This window comes from Sphingopyxis sp. (assembly GCF_016463645.1).
Classification (GTDB): Bacteria; Pseudomonadota; Alphaproteobacteria; order Sphingomonadales; family Sphingomonadaceae; genus Sphingopyxis.
The window spans coordinates 1-26,504 of record NZ_JAEMQX010000032.1 but is presented as its reverse complement, the minus strand read 5'-3'; the positions used below and the strand labels follow the sequence as shown (position 1 = coordinate 26,504).

Sequence of the window (26,504 nt, the reverse complement as noted above, 5' to 3'; positions counted from 1 at the left end):
CGACGGTTGCACATTCCAAGTTGAAACTTGGTTCATGTTTCATTATTGGATGCGACGCGGCTTGGCAAGCACCGGCCCAAGAAAAGCAAACAGGGTGGCGAGGGGCCGCCCGCCACATGGGAGAGTCATATGCGTCCTTTCGCCCGCCCGCTGCGCCGTGCCGTGCTCGCCACCAGCGCGCTATCGATGATCGCTTTCGCCCCGCCGGCCCTTGCGCAGGAAGAGGGCACCACCGACGCCGGAGACAACGAGATCATCGTGACGGCACGCCGCCGCGACGAGCGGCTGATCGACGTGCCCGTCGCGATCACCGCCTATTCGGGCGAGGCGCTCGAAAAGGCGGGCGCGATCGACATCACCGAAATCGGCCAGACCACCCCGAACACGACGCTCGAGGTATCGCGCGGGTCGAACTCGACGCTCAGCGCCTTCATCCGTGGCGTCGGCCAGCAGGATCCGGTGTCGGGCTTCGAACAGGGCGTCGGCATCTATCTCGACGACGTCTATCTCAACCGCCCGCAGGCGGCGGTGCTCGACATCTACGACGTCGAACGTATCGAAATCCTGCGCGGACCGCAGGGCACGCTCTATGGCCGCAACACGATCGGCGGCGCGGTCAAATATGTCACCAAGCCGTTGCCGCAGGACTTCTCGCTCAAGATCAAGGGCACGCTGGGCACCTATGACCAGGCCGACCTCGTCGTAACCGCGAGCGCGCCGGTCGGCGACCTGCTGCGCGTCGGCGGCTCGGTGGCCCGCCTGTCGCGCGGCGGCTTCGGCGACAATCTCACGACGGGTCTCGAAAATTACAACAAGGATGTCTGGGCGGGACGCGGCACCGTCGAACTCGGCGGTTATGACGCCCCGGTGCTGATCCGCATCACCGGCGACTACAGCAAGGACAAGAGCAATCCGCGCGGCGGGCACCGCCTGATCACGGGGCTCAAATCCGGCGCCCCCGTGCTCGACGACGTTTACGACACCCGGGGCGGCCTGAACGATCCGAAACAGGATATCGAGGCGTACGGCCTTGCGATGAACGTCACCGCCGAACTCAGCGACACCGTGACGCTCCGTTCGATCAGCGCGTGGCGCAAGGACAATTCGGCGACCCCGATCGACTTCGACGCGTTGCCCGCGGTCGACGTCGACGTCCCCGGCTATTATTTCAACGAACAGCTGAGCCAGGAATTCCAGCTCCTTTACGAGGGCCACAAGCTGAAGGGCCTGCTCGGCTTCTATTATCTCGATGCCAAGGCCGACACCTTGTTCGACGTGCGCATCTTCAACAATGTCGCGGGTCTCACCGCCTTCACCGAGGCCGACGTCGACACCACGACCTTCGCGGTGTTCGGCGACTTCACCTATGATTTCACCGACCAGTTCAGCCTGTCGGTCGGCGGCCGTTACACATGGGACAAGCGCGATGCGCACATCCTGCGTCAGAACTATGTCGGCGGCGGTTCGCCCGTCTTCGGCGGCGCAGGCATCGCCGCCGGCGCACCGGCGACCAATTTCAACGGCAGCCGCAGCTTCAACAAATTCACGCCGCGCGTCTCGCTGTCGTACAAGCCGACCCCCGACCATAATTTCTACGCCAGCTATTCACAGGGCTTCAAGGGCGGCGGCTTCGACCCGCGCGGGGTCGGCGCCAATGCGCCCGCCGCGATCCCCGGCGCGCCGACGAACGACGAGGTCGCCGACTTCCTCGGCTTCCGCCCCGAAAAGGTCGAAAGCTATGAGGTCGGCTACAAGGGCAGCCTGCTTGACGGCGCGCTCAACGTCGCGCTCGCGGGCTTCTATGCCGACTATACCGACGTCCAGATCCCGGGGTCGGTCGCCTGCACCTCGCAGGGCCTGCCGACCTTCTGCGGTGTGGTTTCGAATGCCGGCAAGGCGAAGTTCAAGGGGCTCGAGTTCGAGGGCCGCGCGCGGCTCGGTCAGGATATGGCGACCCCGGGCGACCGCCTTACCGTCTCGACCGCGCTCGGCTTCATCGACGCCGACTATAAGGAATATATCACCAATATCGCGAGCGTGCCGACCGACGTCGCCGATTTCCGCGAGGTGCAGAATACGCCCAAGTGGACCGCCAGCGGCACGCTCGCCTATTCGGCGCCGGTCGGCGACGGCGACATCAGCTTCTCGACCACCGTATCATACCGCAGCAAGACCTATCAGTTCGAAATCCCCAACCCCTATATCGATCAGAAGGGCTTCGCGCTGTGGGATGCCAGCCTCGTCTATACCGCGCCCGACGATCGCTGGAGCCTCGGCGTGTTCGGCAAGAATCTGCTCGACAAACAATACAAGACCTCGGGCTACACCTTCATGGTCGCGAATGCGACGACCGGCGCGCTGACGCAGACCGCCGCACCAACGCCGATCGCGGCGAGCTGCCCCGGCATGGCGCCGCTCCCGGCGGGCAGCCTGATCCCGGCCCTCGGCTGCGAGGGCGTGCTCACCGCCTTCTACGGCAACCCGCGGCAGGTCTTCGTCACCGGCACGGTCAAATTCTGATTTCCGGATAATAAGGGGGAAAGGGGCGTCCGGTGCGGCGCCCCTTTTTCTATGGCGCGAGCGGCGGCGCCCCGGTCGATGCGACCATGCGTTCGCCGTCGATCACGATCGGGCTCGCGACGCCATCGATCGACGCCCCTTCGGGGCGAAAGCGCATCCCGCGCGCCTGAACCTGCGGATCGGCGAACACTTGGGCAAGATCGTTGATCGGCCCCGCGGGCACACCCTCGGCCTCGAGCGCGAGTGACAAGGGCTGCGCGTCCCACGCGGCGATCTTCGCGGCGAGCAATGGAATCAGCTCCGCGCGGTTCGCGAGCCGCGCGGCGTTGTTCGCGAAGCGCGGGTCGTCGGCCCATTCGGGCACGCCCAATATGCCGCAGAGCTTGCGATATTGCCCGTCGTTGCCGACCGCGATCACCAGCTGCCCGTCGGCCGTCGCAAACACCTGATAGGGCACGACATTGACGTGCGCATTGCCCATCCGTTTCGGCACTACGCCGCTCGCCAGATAATTGGCTGCCTGATTCGCGAGTACCGCGACCTGCGAATCCAGCAATGCCATATCGACATGCGCACCCATCCCGGTGACGTCACGGCGTCGCAGCGCGGCAAGGATCGCAACCGCCGAATACATGCCGGTAAAGATGTCGGCATAGGCGATCCCCGCCTTTTGCGGCGGCCCGTCAGGCTCGCCGGTCAGCGACATGAAGCCGCTCATCGCCTGCACGATATAGTCGTAACCCGCGCGGTGCGCATACGGCCCGGTCTGACCGAAGCCGGTGATCGAACAGACGATCAGCCGCGGGAAATCGGCACGCAGACGCGCCGGATCGAGTCCATATTTGACGAGCCCGCCGACCTTGTAATTCTCGATGACGACATCGGCGTCGGAAAGGAGCGCGCGCACCTCGGCCTGCCCCCCGGCCGACGCGATATCGATCGCGACGCTGCGCTTGCCGCGGTTGCAACTGTGATAATAGGCCGCGCCCAGCTCTTCGCCATCCGGACCCGTCACGAAGGGCGGCCCCCATTCGCGCGTATCGTCGCCCACGCCCGGCCGTTCGACCTTGACCACCTCGGCGCCGAGGTCGGCGAGCAATTGCCCGCACCACGGCCCCGCGAGCACCCGCGCCAGTTCGACGACGCGGATGCCTCGCAAAGGTTTTACATCGTGCGGTTCAGGCAAAAGCCGAAATACCCGTGATCGCGCGGCCGAGGATCAGCGCATGGACGTCGTGCGTGCCCTCGTAAGTGTTCACCGTCTCGAGGTTCACCGCGTGACGGATCACATGATAATCCGCCGAAATCCCGTTACCGCCATGCATGTCGCGTGCGACGCGCGCGATATCGAGCGCCTTGCCGCAATTGTTGCGTTTCAGGAGGCTGATCGCGTCGGGAACGAGCCGCCCCTCGTCGATCAGCCGGCCGACGCGCAGCGCCGCGTGCGTACCCAACGCGATTTCGGTGAGCATATTGGCGAGCTTCAGCTGGACGATCTGGTTCGCCGCGAGCGGGCGCCCGAACTGCTTGCGTTCGAGCGTATAGCCCCGCGCCGCCTCGTAACAGAATTCGGCCGCGCCCATCGCGCCCCAGCCGATGCCGTAGCGCGCGCGGTTGAGACAGCCGAACGGACCCTTGAGTCCCGAGACATGCGGCAAGAGCGCATCTTCGCCGACCTCGACGCCGTCCATGACGATCTCGCCGGTGACCGACGCACGCAGGCTCACCTTGCCCTCGATCTTCGGTGCCGAAAGGCCCTTCATGCCCTTTTCGAGGATGAAGCCGCGAATCGCGCCGTCATGCGCCTCCGACTTCGCCCAGACGACGAAGACGTCGGCGATCGGCGAATTGGTGATCCACATCTTCGCGCCCTTGAGGCGGTAACCGCCCTCGATCTTTTCGGCGCGGGTGCGCATCCCGCCCGGGTCGCTGCCCGCGTCGGGCTCGGTCAGGCCGAAACAGCCGACGAGTTCGCCCGCGGTCAGTCCGGGCAGATATTTGCGCTTCTGCTCCTCGCTGCCATAGGCGTTGATCGGGTGGATCACGAGCGAGCTCTGCACCGAGCAGGCCGACCGGTAGCCCGAATCGATACGTTCGACTTCGCGCGCGATCAGGCCGTAGCTGACGTAATTCAGCCCTGCACCGCCATATTCGGGGTCGATCGTCGCGCCGAGCAGGCCGAGCGCGCCCATTTCGGACATGATCTCGCGGTCGAAACGCTCGTCGAGAAAGGCCGAGGTGACGCGCGGCAGCAGCTCGCCCTCGGCATAGGCGCGCGCGGCGTCGCGGATCATCCGCTCCTCTTCGCTCAGTTCGGCGTCGAGCTGAAGGGGATCGAGCGGGTCGAGCGCTTCGATGCGCTGCGGATCGGCGAGGGCCATGGAACGGGCTTTCTGTCAAGGCGGGCAGCCCTTACGGAATGCGCGCTACGGGGTCGGTTCGCCCGTTTTGCGGGCCATCGCGGCAGTCGGGCTGTCGCGCGGTTCCAATATCGCCGCCGTCTCGATCAGGTCAAGCGCGCGCCGCGCCTCATGATAACGCCGCGCCTCGATCAGCCATTCGCCCGCGACCTCGACGCCGGGCATCGCCTCGACCTCGGTGATCGCAAGATCGACCTGCCCCGCAGCAAGAAGGCGGCGCGCGCGATCGAGCCGTTCGGAGGCGCGGGGTGACTGGGTGCCGGCGGCACGCACAACGAACAGCTCGCCGAGTTCGCGGCGCAGTCCGGTCCAGAGGCTCCCGTCGCCATTGCCATTGCGGCCGACGAGCTGCGGCGCCATCGCATCGAGCTCCGCGCGCAACTGTTCTAGCGTCACCGGTTCGCGCGACGTATCGATGATCGTCTTGACCGCATTCGGCTGATCGTCGCCGAAGCGCAGGCGGAGCTGCGCGTCGAGATAGCCCAGCGAAAGGCCGCGATCGAGCGCGCGGCGCACCGCGAAAGCGACCAGCAGCCCTTCGGCGCGCGAGGCGTTGCCCGACGCCGATTCGGCCTGCAGCGTGATGCGCGACAGCCGCTGTTCGAGTTCGGCGACGCGCGTGGCAAGCGCGGTGGCGCTGTCGACGGGTGCGGCAACCGGCGCCACGCCGGCCGCAACGCCCTTCGCGGCTCCGCCGGCGAGCAGCGGGTTCGCCGCACCCTGCGATGTCTCGATCATTTTCGCCGGGGGCAGATTGTTACCCGTCAGCCAGCGGTTCACCGCCCATCCGCCGCCGAAGACGCCGATCAGGAGGAGGAGGACGGCACCAAGGACCAGGGCACGGAACGATAGCCCCCTCGGGACCGCCTCGTCCGGCGTGGACAAGGAGGTGTCGATACTGTCGATTGCCATGTTTCTCTTTCGAACGACCCTATTTTGCACCCTTGTGCCACAAAGCACGCGCTTGTGCCAATATTGCGACATCGTCAGGCTGGTCCGCGATGGCGCGGCGCCGCCAGCCCTCACCCGCCGCCGCCGCGACCGCCGGGCTGATCGCGACGAGCGAGAGATGTGCACGCGCCTCGCCGGCGAGGTCCGATATGCGCTTCGCCGCGCGCACCGAATGCGCGAGCAGGATAGACGGTGCGGCGATCAGCGCGCTCCACTCTGCCGGGGGATCGACAGGATCGACGGCATAGCAGGCAAGCGCGGTGATCGCCGCGCCCCGCGGGTCGAATTCGGACCGGTCGCGACCGCAAAGCCATAACAAGTCACGGATATTTTCTGACGTCATATCGTCAAGAAGCCGCGAGGCATCGGCCGTTCCGGTCCTCGCCACCGTCAGCCCCGCGGCTTCGGCGGCCCGCGCGGTCGCCGCGCCGACGGCGTAGACGGGCAGGCAGGAAAGGTCCGCGAGCCCCGGTCCGGCGAGGCGCGCCGCGAAGGCGCTGGTGAGCAGCAGCGCGTCGAAATTCCGGGCTTCCGGCGCAGCCCATTCGATCGGCCGCGCGGCGAACAGCGGCATCGCATGGACCGCAAAACCCATCGCCTCCGCCCGCCGGGTCGTCGCAGCATTGCCCGGTTCGGGCCGCGTGACGATCAACGGCGGGCCGGTCACGCCGTGAACAACCGCCGGACGCTCTCGGGCGCCTCGCCGAGCAATCGTTGCGCGAGCGCCTCCGGCGCGGACGATTCGGTCACGATGATGTGCCCCGCGGCATGATCAGCGCCATCCCCGGAAAAAATCTCGGCATCGAGGCGCAGCATGCCATCGTCCCGCCAGAAGGCATGCGCGGCGACGGGCGAGCGGCAATCGCCGCCGAGCGCCGCCAGAAATGCGCGCTCGGCCATCACCGCGCGATGCGTCGGCGCATGGTCGACCGCCGCGAGCAGCGCGCGCGTCGTCCTGTCGTCCGACCGGCACTCGATCCCGATCGCCCCCTGCGACGCAGCGGGGAGCAGCAGGCTCGCTTCCTGCACCGCGCCGATATCGTGCATCCCCAGCCGCTCAAGCCCCGCCGCCGCAAGCAAGGTCGCATCGGCGTCGCCATTTGCGAGCTTCGCGAGCCGCGTCGCGACATTGCCGCGCAACAATACGGTTTCGAGATCGGCGCGGATCCGCCTGACCTGCGCGGCGCGGCGCGGGCTGCTCGTACCCAGCCGCGCGCCGTGCGGCAAATCGGTGATCGTCGCCGCGTCGATCCCCTCACGGACCACCAGCCGGTCGCGCGGGTCGGCGCGCTCGAGCATCGCGCCGAGGAAAAACCGTTCGTCGCGGAGCGTTTCGACGTCTTTCAGCGAATGGACCGCGATATCGATCGTTCCCGCATCGAGCGCGGCGTCGAGCTCGCGCGTCCACAGCGCCTTGCCGCCGACGTCGGCGAGCGCGCGATCCTGGATCCGGTCGCCCGTCGCGGTCATCGGCACGATTAAGAGCGCCGCCAGATCGATGCCATGGCTGGCAATCAGCGCCGCAGCGGCCATATGGGCTTGCGCCATCGCGAGCGGCGAAGCCCGCGTACCGATACGCAGCGGGGTTTCGGGAGTAGGAAGAGAACTCATCTTCGCGCTGCTAGCGCGGCTTGCCCTGCCGATAAAGGGGCGGGTAAAGGAACACGCAACAATATGACCCTGATCCTCGGCCTTGAATCGAGCTGCGACGAAACCGCGGCGGCGCTTGTCGACAGCGAACGGCGCGTCCTCGCGCATCGAGTCGCCGGGCAGGAGGCCGAGCACCGCCCCTTCGGCGGTGTCGTTCCCGAGATCGCGGCGCGCGCGCATGTCGACCGGCTCGCGCCGATCGTCGAGGGCGTACTCGCCGATGCCGGCGTGACGCTCGCCGATATCGACGCCGTCGCTGCGACCGCCGGCCCCGGGCTGATCGGCGGCGTGATGGTCGGGCTCGTTACCGGCAAGGCGCTCGCGCATGCGGCGAACAGGCCGCTGATCGCGGTCAATCATCTCGAAGGCCATGCGCTGAGCCCGCGCCTCGCCGACGAAACGCTTGAATTTCCCTATCTGCTGCTGCTCGTATCGGGCGGGCATTGCCAGTTGCTGCTCGTGCGCGGCGTCGGCGACTATCGCCGCCTCGCCACCACGATCGACGACGCCGCGGGCGAAGCGTTCGACAAGACGGCGAAGCTGCTCGGGCTCGGCTATCCCGGCGGTCCCGCGGTCGAACGCGTCGCAAGGGAGGGCAACCCGCGAGCGGTGCCGCTCCCCCGCCCGCTCATCGGCAGCGCTGAACCGCATTTCTCCTTCGCCGGGCTCAAGAGCGCGGTCGCGCGCGCCGCGGCATCGGGCGAACACAGCGTTCCCGACCTCGCCGCTTCCTTCCAGCAGGCGGTCGTCGACTGTCTCGTCGACCGCAGCCGCATCGCGCTCGCCGCCTGCCCCGACGCGACCGCCTTCGTCGTTGCGGGCGGGGTCGCCGCCAATGGCACGATCCGCACCGCGCTCACCGGCCTCGCGGCGCGCTTCGACAAGACCTTTGTCGCCCCACCGCTCTGGCTCTGCACCGACAATGGCGCGATGATCGCCTGGGCGGGCGCCGAGCGCTTCGCCGCGGGGCTCACCGATCCGCTCGACACCGCCGCGCGTCCGCGCTGGCCGCTCGATCCCGAAGCCGAAGCCGTCCGCGGCGCCGGAGTGAAAGCATGACGTCATATGCGAATTTCGGCGTGGTCGGCGGCGGTGCGTGGGGCACCGCGCTCGCGCAGCTGCTCGCCGCCGATGGTGTGCCCGTGCGCCTCTGGGCCCGCGAGGCGGATGTCGTCGCGGCGATCAACGCCGAACACCGCAATCCCGTCTTTCTCCCCGACGCGGCGCTGTCGCCGTCGCTGACCGCGACGGGCGACCTCGCCGGGATGGCCGATCTCGACGCGTTGCTCGTCGTCGTCCCCGTCCCCTTCCTGCGCGCCGTCCTCGCCGAGCTGCCCGCGGGCGACGCGCCGCTGGTCTTCTGCAGCAAGGGCATGGAGGCGGGCAGCTTCGCCTTTCCGGTCGACATGGCGCGCGATCTTGCTCCGCGGCGTCCGCATGCGGTGCTGTCGGGCCCGACCTTCGCGCATGAGGTCGCCGCCGGCCTGCCGACCGCGATCACCCTCGCCGCCGCGGATCCGGCCATTGCCTCGACATTGGCGCAGGCGCTCGCACGGCCGCATTTCCGTCCCTATGTCTCGACCGATGTCATCGGCGCCGAGATCGGCGGCGCGGTCAAGAATATCCTCGCGATCGCGTGCGGGATCGTCGACGGCGCCGGACTCGGGCTCAACGCCCGCGCGGCGCTGATCAGCCGCGGCTTTGCCGAAATGACGCGCTTCGGCCTGTCGCGCGGCGCGCAGGCCGAAACCCTCGCCGGTCTTGCCGGGCTCGGCGACCTCGTCCTCACCTGCACCTCGTTCAATTCGCGCAACTTCGCGCTCGGCCAGGGCCTCGGGCGCGGCGAAGCGGCCGACGTGCTGTTGGCCGACCGCCGCACGGTGGCCGAAGGCGCGTTCAGCGCGCCTGTCGTCGCCGCCGCCGCGCGCGCCGACGGCATCGACATGCCGATCACCGATACCGTCGCGCGCCTCGTTGCGGGAGAAACGCGCGTCGGCGACGCCATTCAGGCCTTGCTCAGCCGCCCGCTGCGACCCGAAGGGCGATGATTTGCTTCGCACAATTGCCTGCCCCCCTCGACCGCGCTAAACTGCACATCAGGGCAAAGCAGAAGGGGCGCCAGGCTTGAGCCATAACGACAGCGCAGCTGCGCCCCAATCATCCGATCCCTCGCCGCATGTACCCTCGCGCGATGCCGACACCGCCGCGCTCGCCAAGGGTGGCCGCACCAATTTCTTCGGTTTCATCCTGCGCCTCGTCGCGCGCCTCCCCTTCCTCTACGTGGCGGGACGCTGGTACGGCCCCGAAGCGGTCGGGCGCTTCGCCTTTGCCGTGCTCGTCATCGAACTCGTCGCGCAGCTCGCGACATTGGGCCTCAAGCGCGGGCTCGCCGAACAGCTGAGCGCGCCCGGCGCCGACCAGCGCACCGTCGTCTGGGACGGCATGTTCGTCGCCTTTATCGCGTCGGCGGCCGGCTCGCTGCTGCTCGCGCTGTTCCCGCAGCTGATGTTTCCGTCGGGCGGCGTCGACAGCGCCGATCGCTGGATGGCACTGCTCGTCTTCGCGATCGCGGGAACCGATATCGCGCTCGCCGCCTGCGCCTATAAATTCGACGTCGGCGCCACCGTCCGCGCCCGCGCGATCGTCGAGCCCTGGGTGATCAGTGCCGCCGCCGCGGGGTTCTGGTTCATCTCGGCGCGCGACGGGCTGATGCTCTCCTATGCCGCCGCGATGCTCGGCGCCTTCCTCACTGCGCTCATCCCTATGCTCCGCCATTATGGCGGGCCGCAGGGGTGGCAGCCGCATCCGGCGCATCTGATCGCGGTTGCGCGGCGCAACGCGCCGCTCGCCGCCGCCGACGCGATCGAATGGGGCACGCGCCGGCTCGACCTCTTCATCCTCGGCCAGTTCACTTCGCCGACGGTCTACGGCATCTACTATATGGCGCAGCAGGTCGCCTCGCTGCCGCAAAAGCTCAAGACCAGTTTCGAACCGATCCTCGGCCCCGTCATCACCCGCAACCTCGCCGAAAAGCGACTTGCCGCCGTGGCGGCGCAAGTGAGCCAGGTCGGTTTCTGGATCATCGCCGCGCAGGCCGGCGTCGCGCTCGCGCTCGGCATTCCGGGCGAGGCGGTGATGGGGCTCGTCGGCCCCGAGTTCGTCAGCGGCACCGCCGCGCTCGCCTTCCTGCTTGCCGCCGAGGTCGTCGCGGCGACCGCGGTCGTCAGCGAGGCGGCGCTCGTCTATGTTGCGCGCCACCGCAACCTCCTGATCAGCATCGCGACGCTCGCGCTGCAGGCTGGGTTCAGCGTCGCGCTGATCCTGATCGCGAAATCGATGGGCCTGCCACCGATCACCTATGCCGGCGCGGTCGCGCTCGCGCTGATGCTCGCGCTCGGTTTCGCCTCGCTGGTGAAGGCACGGCTCCTCTCGCGCATCCTCGGCGCGCCGGTGAACAGCCTGCGCTGGGCGCTCGTCTGGGCGACCGCGGGCGCGACGATCCTCGGCTATGGCGCGACGCAGCTTCCCGAATGGGCCGAACTGCTGATCGGCGTACCCTTCATCCTGGGCATCTACGGCTGGCTGATCTGGACCCGCGGCTTCGGCCCCGCCGATCGCGAATTGTTCAAGAAACATCCCGATCCGGCGACGGCGCCCGCGGCCTGACCGTCAGTCGACCGCCTTCTGCGCCGCGTCGCCGACATCCTCGGCGGCATCGCCTACCTTTTGCGCCGCTTCGCTGATCGCGCCGCTCTCGGTCTTTTCGCTCGCAAGGAACTGGAAGGCGAAGAAGGCCGCAACCAGAATCGCGACGAGAAAGATCAACCCCACGCCGATCCCGCCGCCGCGGCGCGGCTCGCGGTCGATGACCGTGGTGGTATGCGTCGTTCCGTCGGGATCGCGCGTCGTGTGGATTTCGTCGGCCATAAGAATCACTCCTATGCTGTCTGGCGGATAGGACGCTTCACGGCCGCCGAAGGTTCCTAGCCGAGGCGTTCGGCGACCTTCGCCTTGAGGTCCGTCTGCGCGCGCGGGCCGACCTGTGCGATGATCTCGCGGGCGCAAACCGCACCCATGATGAGGCAATCCCTGATCGAACGCCCCTCGGCAAGGCCCGACAGGAAGCCCGCGGCGAACAGGTCGCCCGCGCCCGTCGTGTCGACGACGGTCTCGATCGGCTCGGCGCCGACTTCGGTGCGCGTCCCGTCCTGCAATGCGATCGCACCGTGCGATCCGCGCGTGACGATCAGCAGCGGCACCTGCGGCGCGATCTTCGCGACCGCCGCCTCGAAGTCCTCGGTCTCGGCGAGCGCGCGAATCTCGACTTCGTTCGCGAACAATATGTCGAACAGCCCCTCGGCGATCAGCTTGCGGAAATCGGCGCCGTGGCGGTCGATGATGAAGGCATCCGACAGGGTGAAGGCGACCTTGCGACCCGCCGCGCGCGACACCTCGATCGCGCGCCGCATCGCCGCGCGCGACAGCTCGGGATCCCACAGATAGCCTTCGAGATAGAGAATCTCCGAATCGGCGATCCATGCCTCGTCGATCATCGCCTGTTCAAGCAGATGGCTCGCGCCGAGGAAGGTGTTCATCGTGCGCTGGCCGTCGGGGGTGACGAGGATCAGGCAGCGCGCGGTCGGCGCGCCTTCCTTGAGCGCCGGCGTCTCATAAGCGACGCCGAGCGCGCGCAGATCGTGGGTGAAGACATGGCCGAGCTGGTCGTCGGCAACCTGCCCGATGAAGGCGCAGCGCTCGCCGAGCGCCGCCATGCCCGCGAGCGTGTTCGCCGCGCTGCCGCCCGATACCTCGACCGCGGGGCCCATCGCGGCATAGAGCCGCTCGGCTTCCTCGCCATCGATCAGCCGCATCGATCCCTTGACCAGGCCCTCGGCCTCGATCAGCGCGTCGTCGGCGCGGGCAAGAACGTCGACGATCGCATTGCCGATGGCGACGACATCGAAACGGGCGGTGGAGGCCATGAAAAATCCTGTGATGCGTGGGAAAAGCTGCGCGCGCCTTTAGTGGCGCGCGCGCGCCAACGCAAGCGCGGCGCTTGACGCGGGGCGCGGCGCCGATCATCCCGGCGCCATGGCCCGCGCCGTCCACGCTTTTCTGCTCGCGCTCGGAGACTTGCCCCGTCCGGGCGTCATGCGGGTTCTCGCGCAGAGCCTTGCGCTTACCCTGCTGCTGCTCGCGATCTCGGGCGCCGCGATCTTTTTCGGTATTCGCTGGGCGCTCGCGCACGGGCAATGGCTGGACGACGCGCAGCTCGACATGGCGGGGGTGCTGATCGCCCTCCTTATCGTCGCGGGAAGCTGGTTGCTGTTCCGCGCCGTCGCGATCGTCGTCGTCGGCCTGTTCGCCGACGCGATCGTCGCCGAGGTCGAGGGACGCCACTATCCCGCCGCCGCACGGCGCGCCATCGATGTCGGCTGGCGGCAGAATATCCGCCTCGCGCTCGCGTCGCTCGGCCGCCTGATCGGCGGCAACCTGCTCGCGCTGCCCGTCTATGTCGTGCTGCTCGTCACCGGGATCGGCACCCCGATCTTCGCGCTCCTCGTCAACGCGCTGCTGCTCGGCCGCGATCTCGAAGCGATGGTGCTCGCGCGCCATCCCGGCCATCCGCGCTTCGACCGGCCGGCACGCTGGTCGCTCGGGTTGCTGTCCGCCGCAAGCTTCGTGGTACCCGTCGCCAATCTGTTGGCGCCGATTCTGAGCGCGGCTATGGCCGTCCACATGCTGCATCTGGGCAAGGGGGACCCCGAAACATGATTGAAAATCGCCGCCTCGGCGCCATTGCGGCGCTCGGCTTGACGCTCGGCGCCTGCGCCGGCCCCGCGATTCCGCGCCCCTCGACGCTCCCGCCGACGACCACCGCGCCGCCGCCGACGGTGGTCAAGCCGGTGCAGAACAACGTCCTGATCGGGAACAGCGCCGACGCGATCGGCCGCATGTTCGGCAAACCGCGTCTCGACGTCACCGAAGGCGCCGGCCGCAAGCTGCAGTTCGCCGGATCGAGCTGCACCCTCGATATCTATTTTTACGCCCCGCGCGCTGGCGCCAATCCCGTCGCGACGCACGTCGACGCGCGCACCCCCGACGGTCGGAACGCCGAGGTCAACGGCTGCGCGCAGTCGCTTCGGCGGTAAATGACGTCACGACGCCAGCTCGGCCAGCGCCCATGATGCGGCATCGGCCACCATCGGCGATTCGTCGCCGACGAGCTTCTGAAGCGCCGGTACGAACTGCACATCGCCGCTGTTCCCCGCCGCGATTGCCGCATTACGCACCATCCGCCCGCGCCCGATCCGCTTGATCGGCGAGCCCGCGAACACCTGCCGGAACGCGGCATCGTCGAGGTCGAGCAGGTCGCCGATCGAGGGCGCCGCAAGTTCGGCGCGTGGCAGGAAGGCGCGGTGCCGGTGCGCGGTGTCGGCGAATTTATTCCACGGGCACGCCGCGAGACAATCGTCACAGCCATAGATACGGTTGCCGATCCCGCGCCGCAGCGCGAGGGGGATCGGGCCGCTATGCTCGATCGTGAGGTAGGAGATGCAGCGCCGCGCATCGAGCCGGTAGGGTGCGGGAAAGGCCTGCGTCGGGCACGCGTCCTGGCACGCCGCGCAGCTGCCGCATGTGTCGCGCCCGGGCACCGAGGGCGCCAGATCAATCGTCGTGTAGATCGCGCCCAGGAACAGCCAGCTGCCATGCTCACGGCTGACGAGATTGGTGTGTTTGCCCTGCCAGCCGAGCCCCGCCGCTGCGGACAGCGGCTTTTCCATCACCGGCGCGGTGTCGACGAACACCTTGACCTCGGCATCCTCGACCTCGGCGACCAGCCAGCGCGCGACCGCCTTCAGCGCCTTCTTGACGACGTCATGATAGTCGCCGCCCTGCGCATAGACCGAAATCCGCCCGCGGTCCGGATGCCCGGCCAGCGCCAGCGGGTCGAGCGCGGGCGCATAACTCATGCCGAGGGCGATCACCGAACGGACCTCGGGCCACAGCCCCTTTGGCGATCCGCGCTGCTCGGCGCGGCTTTCCATCCAGATCATGTCGCCGTGGCGCCCCTCGGCAAGCCACTGCTTCAGCCGTGCCGCGGTCTGCGGCGCCGCATCGGCGCGCGCGATCCCGAACGCCGCGAAGCCGTGCGCGCGCGCGACCGCTTCGAGGCGGGCTTCGAGAGGAGGCAAGGCTTCGGCAACCATTGGCGCTCTATACGCGAGCCGTCTCGCCGTGCCATAGCCCGGTTCAGCGAATGATTGGGGACCGAAGCTTGAGCGATTTCAGCGTCGAGGCGACCCGCCTCACCAAATATTTCGGCGATTACAAGGCGGTCGATCATGTCAGCCTCGCGGTGCCCGCGGGCTGCATCTACGGCGTGCTCGGCCCCAACGGCGCAGGCAAGACCACCAGCCTGCGCATGACGCTCGGCATCATCGACCCCGACGAGGGCATGAGCCGCCTCCTCGGCGGACACAAGCCGCAGAGCGTACGCAGCCGCATCGGTTATCTCCCCGAAGAACGCGGCCTCTATCCCGGCATGAAGGCGCGCGAGGCGATCGCCTTCATGGGCGCGCTGCGCGGGCTCGACTGGAGCGAGGGCCGTCGCCGCGCCGCGACCTTCATGACCGAACTCGGGCTCGAACGCGTGATCGACACGAAGATCCGCAAGATGTCGAAGGGCATGGCGCAGATGATCCAGCTCATCGGATCGATCGTCCACGCCCCCGACCTCATCGTGCTCGACGAACCTTTTTCGGGACTCGACCCCGTCAACCAGGAACGGCTCGAAATGCTCGTCCGGCGCGAGCGCGATCGCGGTGCGACGATCCTCTTCTCGACCCACGTCATGGCGCATGCCGAGCGGCTCTGTGATCGCATCGCGATCATCGCGCGCTCGCAAAGACGCTTCGAGGGCACGGTCGACGAGGCGCGCGCGCTGCTGCCGATGCAGGTCCGCTACACGCCGCGCGATCAGGGTGATCCCGCCGCGATCGCCGCCAATCTGCCCGCCGGCGCAGAGCGCCACGACGACGCCTGGCATTTCACGATCGAGGATAGCGATGTCGAGCCGCTGCTCGCACGGATCACCGCGAGCGGTCATGGCGTCGCCGGCCTGTCGATCAGCCGCCCGGCACTCCACGACGCCTTCGTCCATATCGTCCGTCAGGTCGACGCCAGCTTCGACGCCGACGCTGCCGGGGACGCCATCGAGGAGGCAAGCGCATGACCCCGTTCATCCGGAATATGTTCGTGGTTGCGCGGCGCGACTTTCTCGCGATCGTCGCGACGCCGACCTTCCTCCTCTTCCTCCTCGCCCCGCTGTTCATGGTGGGCATGGCTCTCGCGGGTGGCATGGGCGCGTCGCAGCTCGCCGACAGCGCGCGCGGCAAGGGCCGCATCGTCGCGATCGCCGATCCGGCCGACGTCGAAGCCCTCCGCTCGGCCGACGCGCGCCTGCGCGCCGCCTTCCCGGGCCGCGACGCGCCCGAAGCGCTCGAATTCCGGATCGCCGGTCCCGACACGCCCGATCCGCTCGCGATTGCAGGCGAAAAGGGCACCGACACCTATGCGGTGATGAGCGGCCCGCTCGAAAATCCGCGCATCGTCGAACGCAATGCCGACGGCAGCTCGGGGCGCTATCTGGCGCTGCTTGCGGGACAGGTGCTGCGCGACCGCGCCGCGGGCGCAGTCGCGCCGGTCAAACCGCGCTTCGAGAGCCTCCGGCACGGCGGCGCGAGCATCGCGCTGCAACAGTCGATCGGCTTCGGCGCGGTGTTCGTCATTTTTCTCCTGACCCTGCTGCTCGCGGGACAGACGGTGAGTTCGCTCGCCGAGGAAAAGGGCAACAAGGTCATCGAGATCCTCGCCGCCGCGGTACCGCTCGAAAGCGTCTTCCTCGGCAAGCTGCTCGGCATGCTCGGCGTGGCCGTGCTCTTCATCGCTTTCTGGCTCGCGATGGCGTTCGGCGGCGGCCTCGTCGCGGCAACGCAGATCGATCCCGCCACGATCGACGCTGCGGGCAAGGCGGGCAAGGCGGCAACCGCGCTCGCCTCGATGCCTGCGACCGGCTGGCCCTTCTTCCTCGGCATCGGGTTTCTCTATTTCATCATGTCCTTCCTGCTGCTCGGCGCAGTCTTCCTCGGCGTCGGCGCGCAGGCGGCGACGGTGCGCGAGATCCAGATGCTCAGCCTGCCGATCACCATCTTTCAGGTCGGCATGTTCAGCCTGTCGACGGCGGCGGCGAGCGCGCCGGGCAGCGGCCTCGCCCGCTTTGCGCAGATCTTTCCCTTCTCTTCACCGCTCGCGATGGCGGCGCGCGCCGCAACCGACGATGCGAAGGCGGTCCATCTGCTCGCGCTTGGCTGGCAAGCGCTCTGGGTCGCGCTCGTCATCTGGATTTCGGTGCGCCTGTTCCGCGCCGGCGTGCTCAGCGGCGGCAGTGGCTGGAAATTCTGGCGCAGGGCAAAGGCCTCGACCGCAGTTGCGGCCGCCGCCGAGGCCGCTTCGTCCCAGCCTCGTTGACAAAGCTGTAAACAGTGGCATCCTGCAACTGATCTGGCCGACGGCGGCAAGCGTCGCGGCGAGTCCCTTTTGAGGAGGAGGATGCCCGATGGCGACTGCAGCCGCGCCCCAGCCCGTCACCGATCGCTATGACATGAGCCCCGCCGCGATCTATTCGGAGGATCGCTGGCAGGTGCCCTTTGCCGAGATCCGCAAGGCGGGCGGCATCGTGAAATGCGAGGACAGCGTCCACGGCCCCTACTGGAATATCGCGAGCCATCAGGCGATCCAGCATGTCGAGGCGCTGCCCGACATTTACAGCTCCTCGTGGGAATATGGCGGGATCACGATCCTCGAACGCGACGAGGACGAGGATTTCCGCCTGCCGATGTTCATCGCGATGGACCGGCCGCAGCACACCGATCAGCGCCGCACCGTCGCCCCCGCCTTCACCCCCGCCGAAATGACGCGCCTGTCCGACGACATCCGGAGCCGCACCGGCGAAGTGCTCGACGGGCTGCCGTGGGGCGAGAGTTTCGACTGGGTCGACCGCGTGTCGATGGAGCTGACAACGCAGATGCTCGCGCTGCTCTTCGATTTCCCGTGGGAGGACCGGCGCAAGCTCACCGAATGGTCCGACTGGATGGGCGACGTCGAACTCGCGCAGAAACCCGAACTCAAGGAACAGCGCCGCGCGGTGCTTGAAGAGGCGTTCGTCTATTTCCAGCGCCTCTGGATGGAAAAGCTCGACCAGCCACCGACCCCCGACCTCCTGTCGATGATGCTGCACAGCGAAGCGATGCGCAACATGGACAAATATGAGTTCATCGGGAACCTCGTACTGCTGATCGTCGGCGGCAACGACACGACGCGCAACACCATGTCGGGGCTCGCCTACGGCCTCGACAAGTTCCCCGAGCAGCGCGCAAAGCTTGAGGCCGATCCGTCGCTGATCCCCAATGCGGTGAGCGAGATCATCCGCTGGCAGACCCCGCTCGCGCATATGCGCCGCACCGCGCTCGCCGATGCCGACCTCTTCGGACACCAGATCAGAAAGGGCGACAAGCTCATCCTCTGGTATCTGTCGGCGAACCGCGACGAGGGCGTGTTCGACGAGGGCGACGCACTCAAACTCGACCGCGAGAATGCGCGGCGGCATCTCTCCTTCGGCTATGGCGTCCACCGCTGCGTCGGCGCGCGCCTTGCCGAACTGCAGCTGCGCATCCTGCTCGAGGAAATGGCGGCACGGCGGATGCGCGTGACGGTGACGGGCGAACCCGAACGCGTCCATGCCTGCTTCGTCCACGGTTTCCGCGCGCTGCCGGTGCAGATCGCGAAATATTGACGCATCCTTGTAACCCGCTGGCGGGGCCATACGTATCAAGGGCATGATCGAACGTCGTCATCTTCTCGGCGGACTCGCGCTCGGCGGCGCCATCATCGGCGCACCGGTGCTCTTCGCCAAATCGGCGCGGCCAAAGGCGCAGGCGGGCTGGCAGCTTTCCGACGCCGAATGGAAAAAACGCCTGTCGCCGCTGCAATACCGCGTGCTGCGCGAGGCGGCGACCGAGCGCGCCTTCACCAGTCCGCTCGACAAGGAAAAGCGCGCCGGCATCTTCGACTGCGCCGGCTGCGCGCTGCCGCTTTATTCGAGCAGGACCAAATTCGACAGCGGTACCGGCTGGCCGAGCTTCTGGGCGCCGCTCAGGGGTGCGATCGGCACCTCGACCGATCATGATCTCGGCTATGCGCGTACCGAAGTGCATTGCCGGCGCTGCGGCGGCCATCTCGGCCATGTCTTCAACGACGGGCCGCGCCCGACAGGCAAACGCTATTGCATGAACGGCGCGGCGCTCGTTTTCCGTCCCTCCTGACGCTACTCGGGCTTCACCCGCCACACCGCCAGGCCCGCGCGCGAGCCGATCGGCACCGCTTCGAGCCACCCTGGCGGCCTCCCCGCATAAAGCTGTGCCCCCAGCGAATCCTTTCGCGCACGGCGATATTTGGTGAAGTCGTTTGCGGTGCGACAAAAGACGATCAGCGTCGCCTGCTGCTTGCGAACGAGCGCTTCGGCTTTCGCCGGGTCACCCGCAAAGGCGCGAATCGTATCCGCCATCGCTTCCTTGTTGCGGTGGTGCGGCGTCGCGACAAGGCTGTGCCGCGTCCAGAAAACCAGCGGCGCGCCGAGGTCGATCGGGGTCAGCAGCGTCGTCGCGGGCAGCTTTTCGAGATCGGCGATCGCCGCGGGGTCGAGGCAGTTGGCCTTGTAGCGATTGGCGCCCGAGGCCTCCTCAGCCGCGCGCTTTTCGTCATTCCGCAGCACGGGGATCACCGGCGCAAGGACGGCGGCGACCGCCATGCTGCCGAGCAGCGGCAAAGTCAGCGCCGCCATCGCCGATGCGAGGACGCGCGGCACGGTAGAGACGATCGTCCGTGCCCTTGCCCAGGCGCGAAGGCCGAGCCAGGCGCAGCCGGGCAAGGCGAAAAGATGCGCGGTCGAAACGCTGCGCAGCACGAGCAACGACAGCGCCGCCGCGCCGGTCAGCGCAACGACGATCGTCGCCCAGTTGCGGCGATCCCCTGCGGCGGCACAGCTCCGCCAGGCGAGAATCGAGCCCGCAAGTCCGACGAGCGACGGCACGAGCACGTGAATCACATCGTGCGGCTTCGACATCCACAAGGGCTGCCCCTCGAGGACGCCCCGATACCAGTATTGGACGACGATCGGATCGAGCGACGCAAAGGGTCCGTTCGCGCATTGCGGTCCGGTCCACACGAGCGCGCCCGCCGCCGATACGCCCGCCAGCGCGAGCAGCGCGAAACGGCCCCGGGCGGCCCCCGGATTGGCCCGCGCCGCGCCGAAGGTCACCGCCGCCGCCGCGACGAACGCAGCCATATAGGGCGCCGACAGCGAATCGCACCATCCGCCGGTCAGCCCGGCAGGGCCGCGCGTCGCGAACTGGAGCAGGATCGCGCCGCCGGCGAGCGCAGCCATATAGCCGCAGAGGCGCGCGCGATCGTCGGCTTTGCCGTGGAGCGCCCAGCGCAACGCGGCGAGGCCCGCGAAGATCGCGACGACGGGCAGGCCCTCGATCGACACCGCAAGCAGCGCCGCGCCGAACAGCCCGCCCAGCAGCCCCGCCCGCCAGCCCGCCGGCCGCAGCGCCTGCGCCATCACCAGCATCGCGAGAAAGATCTGCCAGCCGTGATGATCGACGCGGAGCGGACGGAACTGGACGAGGATATAGCCCGACATGATCAGGAACAGCGGCACGACATAGGCGATGCGGCGGTCGGAAAGGTTGCGGTAGCCGAGCACGCACGCGACACTGAGCGCGGCGCCGAGCAGCGGCGGCCACAGCGCCATCACGATCCGCTCGGCCATCGCCTGCCCCAACAGCGGCTTCAGTATCAATATGCCCGCGGCGAGCGGCGCGTCGACGATGCGCGACCAGTGCATCAGCACCCCGCCGCCCGCCGGATTGACGCGATATTGCACCAGATCCCACCAGCCTTGCCCCGCGAGCAGGTCGCGAACCTGCGCCATGCGCATCGCGTCGTCGGTGTCGGCGAGATCGAGCGCGCCGATCGCCTGCCATTTGGCGACGATCGCGATCAGGCTCATCAATCCCCAGACGATGAGCGCGATTCGCACCGGCGTGAACCACGGCCCGAATGCGAATCCGCCGGGGACAGACGCGGAAGCCGGCGGCCCCGCGGCGGGTGCCGCGGCGTCGCTCATGCCGCCGCGGTCCGGAAAACGATATGGCGGCGCAGCAGATAGGTCGTCTGGAAACTCACGATGATCGCGGCAAGCTTGGCAAGCCGCGGGTCGAGCCCCAGCGCGCTGCCGCCGCCGACGATCGCGGTCGTGACCGCGAGGCCGACAAGCGCCGACCCGACGAAAAGCAGTTTCTGCCGATGCCGCTCGCCCGTACCGCGCGCTGCGGCGCCATCGGCGAAGACGAGCCGGCTCGAAACCAGCCAGTGGACGAGAATTCCGGCGCAATAGCCGGTCGCCGACGCCGTCACCGGGGCGAGCCCGGCGTCGAGCAGCAGCAGGAAGAGCCCCGCGTCGCTGCCGAGCGCGAGCCCGCTCGCGAGCAGATAGTTCAGCCAGCGGATTTCACCGCGCCGGACCGACGCGATCAACTTGTTCACGGCCAGCATGACGCCGATCCTCCCGGGCGGCCTCAGGCCGCCTTGGCGACGCGCGTCGGCACTTCGCGGACCGAAGCCAGCGCAGCCTGTTCGCCCTCGGTGCCGCTTTCATGATATTCGGCATCCTCGTTGACGCCCCAGATGTCGTAAAGCTTCTCGCCCGCGACGATGTTGCGCACCGTCAGCATCGCGGTCATCATCGCATGATCCTGGTTGTTATAGCGGTGCATGCCGTTGCGCCCGACCATGTGCAGCGTCGGATAGCGCGCTTCCAGTTCGGACCGCATCGTCTCGACATGCGCGGCATAATCGTCGTCATAGACGGGATAGGCCTTTTCCTGCCGTACCACCGCGCCGCCGACGACGTCCTCGGGATCGCAAAGACCCAGAATTTCCATTTCCTTCGTTGCCAGCGCGACCAGTTGCTCATCACTCGCCGCCCAGAGCCCGTCGCCCTCGAAACAGAAATATTCGAGGCCGACGCACGCGAGTTCGGGATCGGGCACCATTTCGGGCGACCAGCTGCGGAAATTCTGCACGCGGCCGACCTGCACCTTGCTGTCGTGGATATAGATCCAGTTGTCGGGGAACAGATCTTCCGAACGGATCTTGAGCGCGACGGTCAGGAAGTCGCGATATTTGAGGTTTGGCGCGGCGTTCAGCGCGCACGCGGGCAGCGGATGAATCCGCGCCGCCAGCTCGCGCATCGGTGCCGAACTGATCACATGGCCTGCATCGATCACGACGTCGCCGTCGGGGCCGGTCGCGGTCATCCGCCAGCGGCCGGTCTTCTGATCCTGCGTCAGCTGCTTGAAACCGTGGCCCATCAGCACATGGTTGCCGCGCGCGACGACCTTGTCGCGCGCCGCTTCCCACATCATGCCCGGGCCGAGCCGCGGATAGCGGAAGGTTTCGAGCAGGGTCTTGGTCGCCATGCCGTCGTTGGGCTTCCTGTTGAGCCCGAGGCTGCGCTTCAGCCCGTCGATCACCGCGCCGCCGAGGCTCAGCCCCTTGATGCGCTGCGCCGCCCAGTCGGCCGACATCTCGTCGCACGGCATGCCCCACACCTTCTCGGTATAGGTCTTGAAAAAGATCGAATAGAGCTTCTGCCCGAACTGGTTGACGGTCCAGTCCTCGAAACTGCGCACCGTCTTCTTCGGCAGCAGCTTCGCCTCGGCATAGCTGATCATGCACAAGGTCGACCGCACCACGCCGAGGTTCCACAGCGCCTCGAACGCGCGCAGCGGATAGGAATAGAATTTGCCTTCATAATAGATGCGGCTCATCCGCGGGCGCTCGATGAAATCGTCCGGCAGGATCTCGTTCCACAGGTCGACGACCTCGCGGCTCTTCGAAAAGAAGCGGTGCCCTCCGATATCGAAGCGAAAGCCCTCATGCTCGACCGTGCGGCTGATCCCGCCCACATAGACCGGATCCTTCTCGATCACCGTCACGCTATAGCCCTGCTGCGTCAGCAGATAGGCGGCGGTGAGCCCCGCCGGCCCCGCGCCGATGATGGCGACGTCGGCGCTTGTCGGACGGCTTTTCGAAACTCGGGCGATGGTCACGTGCTATTCCCCCACACAGATAACTGGCTTGCCCCGCCATGGACGAAACATGGATAAGAACCGGTTAATGCCGCGGAGGATTTCCCGCGGATCGCGCCGCTTCCTCCGTGGGGCGCCGAATGCGATAGACATGGAAGCTGCCCGCCGAGAGCCGGACCTGCGGCTCCAGCCAGTCGATCGGCTGCCCCGCGAGCAAGCGCGCCGCCAGCCCATCGGGGTTGCCGGGAGCCAGCCGCGCGAGCTCCTCATCGCAGAAGACCAGATATTGCGCCCCGCTGCCCGCAACAAGCGCACGCGCCGCGGCGGGCCGCGCAAGAAAGGCCGACAGGACGCGGTGGAGCGTTGCATGGTTGCGGTGATGCCCCGTCGTCACCACGCTGTGCGGCGTGCGTACCAGAAGCGCCGGCGCGATGTTGATCGTCGAAAAGAGGAGCGTTGGACGTTCCTTCGCAAGCGCATCCATCCCCCGGACCGGACAGGGCGGCGCGGCGCTCGTCGCCACCGGCGATCCGGCGCGCAATGACGCCAATCGGAAGCCGAGCGCCATATCGATCGTCGGAATCGCCAGCATGAAGAGCAGAACGCCGCCCAGCCGGCGGAGCGATCCCGATTGGGCGTCGGCGCGACGCCACAACGCGACCCCCAGCGCGGCAAAGGCCGGAATCATGAAGGCGTGCGCCACGGCGATCGTTCGCACGACCAGGCAGGCCATGATCGCCGCGAATGCTATCGCGAGCCCGAGACGCAGCCAGTTTTCGCCCTCGGGGCCGCTCCGCGTCCGCGCGGCCGCCCAAAGCGTCGCCGCGACACCGATCGCGGTGGGCATGGCATAGCCGAGCATTCGCGCGGGCGTCTGAACCCACAGCGGCCGGCCTTCGTAAATCGGATCGTACCAATAGGTGCGGACGAAAGGCTCCAGTTCGCCGAAAGGTCCGGCCAGACAGGACGGACCGACCAGTCCGAATCCCGCCGCGGCAACGATACCCGCGATCAGTACGACGCCCGTTCGCCGCGCGGGCGAGTCGACCCGGCACGACGCGATGCCGATCACGAAAACCGTCCCGGCCGACGCTGCGGCAAGCAGATAGGGTAGCGAGAAACTGTCGCAGAAGATGCCCGACAAATAGGCCGGTCCGCGAAACGGCAGAGACCAGAGCGCCGGAAACAGGATCATCCCGGCCGAAAAGCCGCGCAATCGCCCCGCACTCGACGGATGGCGCAGCCAGTCGAATACGAAAAGCGCCCAGAAAAGCCCGAGAAACGGAAAGCCTTCGAGCGAAATCTCGACATATATGCTGGCGACGAGCGCCGCGAGCAGGCCGTTGCCAAAGCCGGGCGGCCGGAGGGCGAGCCACAGGAGCGTGACCGAGAGCAGGATCTGCCAATTGTGATGGTCGATGTTGAGCGGCGCGAAATGATGAAGATAGCTGAGCGTCGTGGCCGCGATCACAAGCCCGAACAGCACCGAGGTGCGATCGCCCAGCATCTGCAATATTCGCGAAAGGACGAGCAGCACGGGCAGCGCCAGAAGCGGCGGATAGACCGCCAGCACCAGCCGTTCGGCGGTTCGCGGCTCGGCGAAAAGACCAAGCAGCCAGATCAGCCCTGCGATCGGCGCGTCGATGAACCGCGACCAGTGCGTCGGCCCGCCGCCACCCGATGGATTCGTCCGATACTGCGTCGTGTCGAACCAGTTCTGCCCGGCGATCAGGTCGCGAACCTGCGCCAGCCGCATGGCATTGTCGGGATCGGAAAAGGTCAGATGGGCGATCGCGTCGCGGTTCAGCAGCAGGCTGACTGCAAAAAAACCGCACCACAGGATCAGCGCCAGCCGTTCGGGCGACAGGGACGCATGCGTGCTGCCGCTTTCCTGCGCTTTCGCCCTCGCTCCGGCCATCGCCACCCCCCTCGGGCCTTTCCGCCCGCAGCCCGTCCTAGGATTGGCGCTCTAAAAACCGGTTAATGTCGCGCCAGGGATTTCAAATCGGCGGGTTTTCCGCCGATGCACGCGCCAGCGCTTGGGTGGCGGGCGAAACTGCGATAAGCTGTCCCTCGCCAAGGAGGCGCACGGTATGGCTGGCGGTCTGGCAATCGTATTGAGCGGCGGCGGCGCCAAGGGCGCCTTCCAGGTCGGCGTCGTCCACGAACTCGTCGTCAACCGCGGTGTCCGGCTCGATATCGTCGCCGGCGTCTCGACCGGCGCGATTCAGGCGCTCGGCGTCGCGCAGGACGATGTACCGGGGTTGCTCGACGCTTGGCTCGGCATCCGCGGCAACAGCTCGATCTACAAGGCGCGCCCGCTCGGCGTCGTCGGCGGGCTGCTCGGCGAGGACGCGCTCTACGACACGGCGCCGCTCAAGAAGCTGCTCAAAGGGTTCGCGAACGACGCGAAACTGCGTGCCAGTGGGCGCAAGCTGCTCCTCGGCGTCGTCAATCTCGGCACCGGAACCTATCGGACGATCGACGAAAGCGTGTCCGGCATCCACAACTGGGTCTATGCGAGCTGCGCGATGCCGCTCTTCTTCGATCCGCTGAAGACGCGCGCGAGCGACGGGACCGAGGAACAATGGGTCGACGGCGGCGTGCGCGACGTGACGCCCTTGAGCTCGGCGCTCGAAATGAACCCGCGCGGGGTGATCGCGGTGCGCGCCTCGCCCGCGCCGCGGCCCGGCCCGGTGCGCACCTTCCCCAACCTCATCAAGATCGGGCTGCGCGCGGTCGATATCCTGCAATCCGAGGTGTCGGCAAACGACCTTGCCGGTGCGGCGCTGATCAACGACCTGATCGCCGCGCGCGAGGGCCAGCTCCGCGCGCTCCAGAACGAAGGCATCGGCGGCGCGCAGGCGGCGCGCATCCTCCGCCCGCTCGACGTCCAGATCGCGCGCTACCGCTTCGCGCCGATCCGCATCATCGAACCCGAAGAGGAAGTCGCCGAAACGCTCGAATTCAATCCGGCGAAAATCCGCGCCGCAATCGACGCGGGCCGCCGCGCGGTCGAGCGCGAATGGGACGCGCTCGAACCGCTATTGAGCTGAAACCCGCCCCCCGCGATAATCCATGATCGATGCGACGCAGCCTTCGGCATCGACCTGACCCCCGACGGCGACAACATCGGCCCCGGCCGCTTTCGCCGCCGCGATACCTGCGGGCGCATCCTCGAAAACGAGGCACGCGCCGATCGCGACACCCAGCAGCGCGGCGGCGTTGAGATAGCCCTCGGGATCGGGCTTGCCGCGCCGGACGTCCTCGGCGGCGACCATCGTCGCCGGCACCGGCAACCCCGCCGCGCGAAACCGCGCCTCGGCCAGCGCGCGCGGCGCCGAGGTGACCACCGCCCAGCGATCGGCGGGCAGCATCGCGATAAAGGCCTCGATGCCGGGGACGGGCAGGATTCCGTCGACCGCCGCGATTTCGGCCTCGGTCAGGCGAATCGCCTCGGCTTCGGCATCGGTTCCCGCGCGCGCGAAGCGGCGAACCGTATCGACCGCACGTACGCCATGCACGGCGGCGAGCAACGCGGAGGCGTCGGCGCCGTTTCGCTCCGCCCATTCGCTCCAGATGCGCTCGGCGACGAGGGTCGAATCGATCATCGTGCCGTCCATGTCGAACAGGAAGGCGGCATATCCACGGCCGTCGAACCGCAACGGCCGGCTTGTCTCGTCTATCATTCCCGGGCCATACTTGGCGTCCTGTCCTTCGTCACCCCTGAACGGCGATCCCCGCC

General features: G+C 67.6%; 24 protein-coding genes. 11 read left to right on the top strand and 13 right to left on the bottom strand.

Annotated elements, in window-relative coordinates; all coding sequences use genetic code 11:
- The first annotated feature begins 186 nt into the window (after positions 1-186).
- Positions 187-2,520, top strand: coding sequence for a TonB-dependent receptor (locus tag JHC57_RS09185; RefSeq protein ID WP_294029707.1), 2,334 nt, complete (start codon positions 187-189; stop codon positions 2,518-2,520).
- Positions 2,521-2,569: 49 nt separating this feature from the next.
- On the opposite strand, the gene JHC57_RS09180 is transcribed toward JHC57_RS09185, so the two are convergent.
- The 5 genes from JHC57_RS09180 to hemC are packed head-to-tail and all read right to left on the bottom strand — an operon-like array spanning position 2,570 to position 7,502.
- Positions 2,570-3,679: a CaiB/BaiF CoA-transferase family protein gene (locus JHC57_RS09180; protein WP_294029696.1), complete on the bottom strand. Its 1,110-nt coding sequence runs from the start codon at positions 3,677-3,679 to the stop codon at positions 2,570-2,572.
- A gap of 19 nt (positions 3,680-3,698) precedes the next feature.
- Positions 3,699-4,901 (bottom strand): acyl-CoA dehydrogenase, encoded by a 1,203-nt coding sequence (locus JHC57_RS09175; protein WP_294029695.1) that lies wholly within the window; start codon positions 4,899-4,901, stop codon positions 3,699-3,701.
- A 45-nt stretch (positions 4,902-4,946) separates the two neighbouring features.
- Positions 4,947-5,852, bottom strand: coding sequence for a hypothetical protein (locus JHC57_RS09170; protein ID WP_294029694.1), 906 nt, complete (start codon positions 5,850-5,852; stop codon positions 4,947-4,949).
- Positions 5,853-5,871: 19 nt separating this feature from the next.
- Positions 5,872-6,558: a uroporphyrinogen-III synthase gene (locus JHC57_RS09165; RefSeq protein ID WP_294029693.1), complete on the bottom strand. Its 687-nt coding sequence runs from the start codon at positions 6,556-6,558 to the stop codon at positions 5,872-5,874.
- Entirely contained in the window at positions 6,555-7,502 is a 948-nt protein-coding gene (gene hemC, locus JHC57_RS09160; RefSeq protein WP_294029692.1) for a hydroxymethylbilane synthase, read from the bottom strand. The genes JHC57_RS09165 and hemC overlap by 4 nt, the downstream gene beginning before the upstream one ends.
- 63 nt (positions 7,503-7,565) lie before the next feature.
- Between hemC and tsaD the strand changes: the two genes are divergently transcribed.
- The 3 genes from tsaD (at position 7,566) to JHC57_RS09145 (ending at position 11,207) form a co-directional block, all read left to right on the top strand.
- Entirely contained in the window at positions 7,566-8,600 is a 1,035-nt protein-coding gene (tsaD, locus tag JHC57_RS09155) for a tRNA (adenosine(37)-N6)-threonylcarbamoyltransferase complex transferase subunit TsaD (protein WP_294029691.1), read from the top strand.
- Positions 8,597-9,589 carry an NAD(P)H-dependent glycerol-3-phosphate dehydrogenase gene (locus JHC57_RS09150; RefSeq protein ID WP_294029690.1) on the top strand — a complete coding sequence of 331 codons (993 nt, stop codon included), beginning with the start codon at positions 8,597-8,599 and terminating at the stop codon, positions 9,587-9,589. The genes tsaD and JHC57_RS09150 overlap by 4 nt, the downstream gene beginning before the upstream one ends.
- 76 nt (positions 9,590-9,665) lie before the next feature.
- Entirely contained in the window at positions 9,666-11,207 is a 1,542-nt protein-coding gene (locus tag JHC57_RS09145; protein ID WP_294029689.1) for a lipopolysaccharide biosynthesis protein, read from the top strand.
- A gap of 3 nt (positions 11,208-11,210) precedes the next feature.
- On the opposite strand, the gene JHC57_RS09140 is transcribed toward JHC57_RS09145, so the two are convergent.
- Together JHC57_RS09140 and JHC57_RS09135 are read right to left on the bottom strand one after the other, a co-directional pair.
- Positions 11,211-11,468 (bottom strand): hypothetical protein, encoded by a 258-nt coding sequence (locus JHC57_RS09140; protein ID WP_294029688.1) that lies wholly within the window; start codon positions 11,466-11,468, stop codon positions 11,211-11,213.
- Positions 11,469-11,524: 56 nt separating this feature from the next.
- Entirely contained in the window at positions 11,525-12,523 is a 999-nt protein-coding gene (locus JHC57_RS09135) for an adenosine kinase (protein ID WP_294029687.1), read from the bottom strand.
- 109 nt (positions 12,524-12,632) lie between these two features.
- Here JHC57_RS09135 and JHC57_RS09130 point away from each other — a divergent pair, with 109 nt between their 5' ends.
- Positions 12,633-13,316: an EI24 domain-containing protein gene (locus JHC57_RS09130; protein WP_294029686.1), complete on the top strand. Its 684-nt coding sequence runs from the start codon at positions 12,633-12,635 to the stop codon at positions 13,314-13,316.
- Positions 13,313-13,693 (top strand): hypothetical protein, encoded by a 381-nt coding sequence (locus JHC57_RS09125; protein ID WP_294029685.1) that lies wholly within the window; start codon positions 13,313-13,315, stop codon positions 13,691-13,693. Before JHC57_RS09130 ends, JHC57_RS09125 begins: the two co-directional genes overlap by 4 nt.
- A gap of 6 nt (positions 13,694-13,699) precedes the next feature.
- On the opposite strand, the gene queG is transcribed toward JHC57_RS09125, so the two are convergent.
- Positions 13,700-14,752: a tRNA epoxyqueuosine(34) reductase QueG gene (queG, locus tag JHC57_RS09120; protein WP_294029684.1), complete on the bottom strand. Its 1,053-nt coding sequence runs from the start codon at positions 14,750-14,752 to the stop codon at positions 13,700-13,702.
- A 50-nt stretch (positions 14,753-14,802) separates the two neighbouring features.
- Here queG and JHC57_RS09115 point away from each other — a divergent pair, with 50 nt between their 5' ends.
- The 4 genes from JHC57_RS09115 to msrB all read left to right on the top strand — a co-directional run bounded on the left by JHC57_RS09115 (position 14,803) and on the right by msrB (position 18,925).
- Positions 14,803-15,777, top strand: a complete 975-nt coding sequence (locus tag JHC57_RS09115) for an ATP-binding cassette domain-containing protein (protein ID WP_294029683.1) — start codon at positions 14,803-14,805, stop codon at positions 15,775-15,777.
- Positions 15,774-17,072 carry an ABC transporter permease gene (locus JHC57_RS09110; RefSeq protein ID WP_294029682.1) on the top strand — a complete coding sequence of 433 codons (1,299 nt, stop codon included), beginning with the start codon at positions 15,774-15,776 and terminating at the stop codon, positions 17,070-17,072. Before JHC57_RS09115 ends, JHC57_RS09110 begins: the two co-directional genes overlap by 4 nt.
- Positions 17,073-17,160: 88 nt before the next feature.
- On the top strand, positions 17,161-18,396 hold the full coding sequence (locus JHC57_RS09105; protein ID WP_294029681.1) for a cytochrome P450: 1,236 nt from the start codon (positions 17,161-17,163) through the stop codon (positions 18,394-18,396).
- A 43-nt stretch (positions 18,397-18,439) separates the two neighbouring features.
- Positions 18,440-18,925 carry a peptide-methionine (R)-S-oxide reductase MsrB gene (msrB, locus tag JHC57_RS09100; protein ID WP_294029680.1) on the top strand — a complete coding sequence of 162 codons (486 nt, stop codon included), beginning with the start codon at positions 18,440-18,442 and terminating at the stop codon, positions 18,923-18,925.
- 2 nt (positions 18,926-18,927) lie between these two features.
- On the opposite strand, the gene JHC57_RS09095 is transcribed toward msrB, so the two are convergent.
- From JHC57_RS09095 to JHC57_RS09080, 4 genes are all read right to left on the bottom strand, one after another.
- Positions 18,928-20,793, bottom strand: coding sequence for a hypothetical protein (locus tag JHC57_RS09095; protein ID WP_294029679.1), 1,866 nt, complete (start codon positions 20,791-20,793; stop codon positions 18,928-18,930).
- Positions 20,790-21,221 carry a GtrA family protein gene (locus JHC57_RS09090; protein WP_294029678.1) on the bottom strand — a complete coding sequence of 144 codons (432 nt, stop codon included), beginning with the start codon at positions 21,219-21,221 and terminating at the stop codon, positions 20,790-20,792. The genes JHC57_RS09095 and JHC57_RS09090 overlap by 4 nt, the downstream gene beginning before the upstream one ends.
- Before the next feature lie 23 nt (positions 21,222-21,244).
- The gene (locus JHC57_RS09085) at positions 21,245-22,780 is read right to left on the bottom strand and encodes an NAD(P)/FAD-dependent oxidoreductase (RefSeq protein ID WP_294029677.1); all 1,536 of its coding nucleotides are present in this window, start codon (positions 22,778-22,780) and stop codon (positions 21,245-21,247) included.
- Between the two features lie 64 nt (positions 22,781-22,844).
- Positions 22,845-24,677: a hypothetical protein gene (locus JHC57_RS09080; protein ID WP_294029676.1), complete on the bottom strand. Its 1,833-nt coding sequence runs from the start codon at positions 24,675-24,677 to the stop codon at positions 22,845-22,847.
- A 175-nt stretch (positions 24,678-24,852) separates the two neighbouring features.
- On the opposite strand from JHC57_RS09080, the gene JHC57_RS09075 reads away from it, so the two are divergent.
- Positions 24,853-25,815, top strand: a complete 963-nt coding sequence (locus tag JHC57_RS09075; RefSeq protein ID WP_294029675.1) for a patatin-like phospholipase family protein — start codon at positions 24,853-24,855, stop codon at positions 25,813-25,815.
- Here the strand turns inward: JHC57_RS09075 and JHC57_RS09070 are convergent.
- The coding region (locus JHC57_RS09070) for an HAD-IA family hydrolase (RefSeq protein ID WP_294029674.1) at positions 25,804-26,504 on the bottom strand (701 nt) is incomplete at its 5' end. The two genes, JHC57_RS09075 and JHC57_RS09070, sit on opposite strands and share 12 nt — an antisense overlap.

What these genes read in the sequence shown, in the direction of transcription:
- JHC57_RS09185 (WP_294029707.1), top strand. Translation starts at nt 187, where the DNA reads ATGATCGCTTTCGCCCCGCCGGCCCTTGCGCAGGAAGAGGGCACCACC.
- JHC57_RS09140 (WP_294029688.1), bottom strand. Translation starts at nt 11,468, where the DNA reads ATGGCCGACGAAATCCACACGACGCGCGATCCCGACGGAACGACGCAT.
- tsaD (WP_294029691.1), top strand. Translation starts at nt 7,566, where the DNA reads ATGACCCTGATCCTCGGCCTTGAATCGAGCTGCGACGAAACCGCGGCG.
- msrB (WP_294029680.1), top strand. Translation starts at nt 18,440, where the DNA reads ATGATCGAACGTCGTCATCTTCTCGGCGGACTCGCGCTCGGCGGCGCC.
- JHC57_RS09110 (WP_294029682.1), top strand. Translation starts at nt 15,774, where the DNA reads ATGACCCCGTTCATCCGGAATATGTTCGTGGTTGCGCGGCGCGACTTT.
- JHC57_RS09135 (WP_294029687.1), bottom strand. Translation starts at nt 12,523, where the DNA reads ATGGCCTCCACCGCCCGTTTCGATGTCGTCGCCATCGGCAATGCGATC.
- hemC (WP_294029692.1), bottom strand. Translation starts at nt 7,502, where the DNA reads ATGAGTTCTCTTCCTACTCCCGAAACCCCGCTGCGTATCGGTACGCGG.
- queG (WP_294029684.1), bottom strand. Translation starts at nt 14,752, where the DNA reads ATGGTTGCCGAAGCCTTGCCTCCTCTCGAAGCCCGCCTCGAAGCGGTC.
- JHC57_RS09125 (WP_294029685.1), top strand. Translation starts at nt 13,313, where the DNA reads ATGATTGAAAATCGCCGCCTCGGCGCCATTGCGGCGCTCGGCTTGACG.
- JHC57_RS09095 (WP_294029679.1), bottom strand. Translation starts at nt 20,793, where the DNA reads ATGAGCGACGCCGCGGCACCCGCCGCGGGGCCGCCGGCTTCCGCGTCT.
- JHC57_RS09115 (WP_294029683.1), top strand. Translation starts at nt 14,803, where the DNA reads ATGATTGGGGACCGAAGCTTGAGCGATTTCAGCGTCGAGGCGACCCGC.
- JHC57_RS09080 (WP_294029676.1), bottom strand. Translation starts at nt 24,677, where the DNA reads ATGGCCGGAGCGAGGGCGAAAGCGCAGGAAAGCGGCAGCACGCATGCG.
- JHC57_RS09175 (WP_294029695.1), bottom strand. Translation starts at nt 4,901, where the DNA reads ATGGCCCTCGCCGATCCGCAGCGCATCGAAGCGCTCGACCCGCTCGAT.
- JHC57_RS09090 (WP_294029678.1), bottom strand. Translation starts at nt 21,221, where the DNA reads ATGCTGGCCGTGAACAAGTTGATCGCGTCGGTCCGGCGCGGTGAAATC.
- JHC57_RS09075 (WP_294029675.1), top strand. Translation starts at nt 24,853, where the DNA reads ATGGCTGGCGGTCTGGCAATCGTATTGAGCGGCGGCGGCGCCAAGGGC.
- JHC57_RS09130 (WP_294029686.1), top strand. Translation starts at nt 12,633, where the DNA reads ATGGCCCGCGCCGTCCACGCTTTTCTGCTCGCGCTCGGAGACTTGCCC.
- JHC57_RS09150 (WP_294029690.1), top strand. Translation starts at nt 8,597, where the DNA reads ATGACGTCATATGCGAATTTCGGCGTGGTCGGCGGCGGTGCGTGGGGC.
- JHC57_RS09105 (WP_294029681.1), top strand. Translation starts at nt 17,161, where the DNA reads ATGGCGACTGCAGCCGCGCCCCAGCCCGTCACCGATCGCTATGACATG.
- JHC57_RS09170 (WP_294029694.1), bottom strand. Translation starts at nt 5,852, where the DNA reads ATGGCAATCGACAGTATCGACACCTCCTTGTCCACGCCGGACGAGGCG.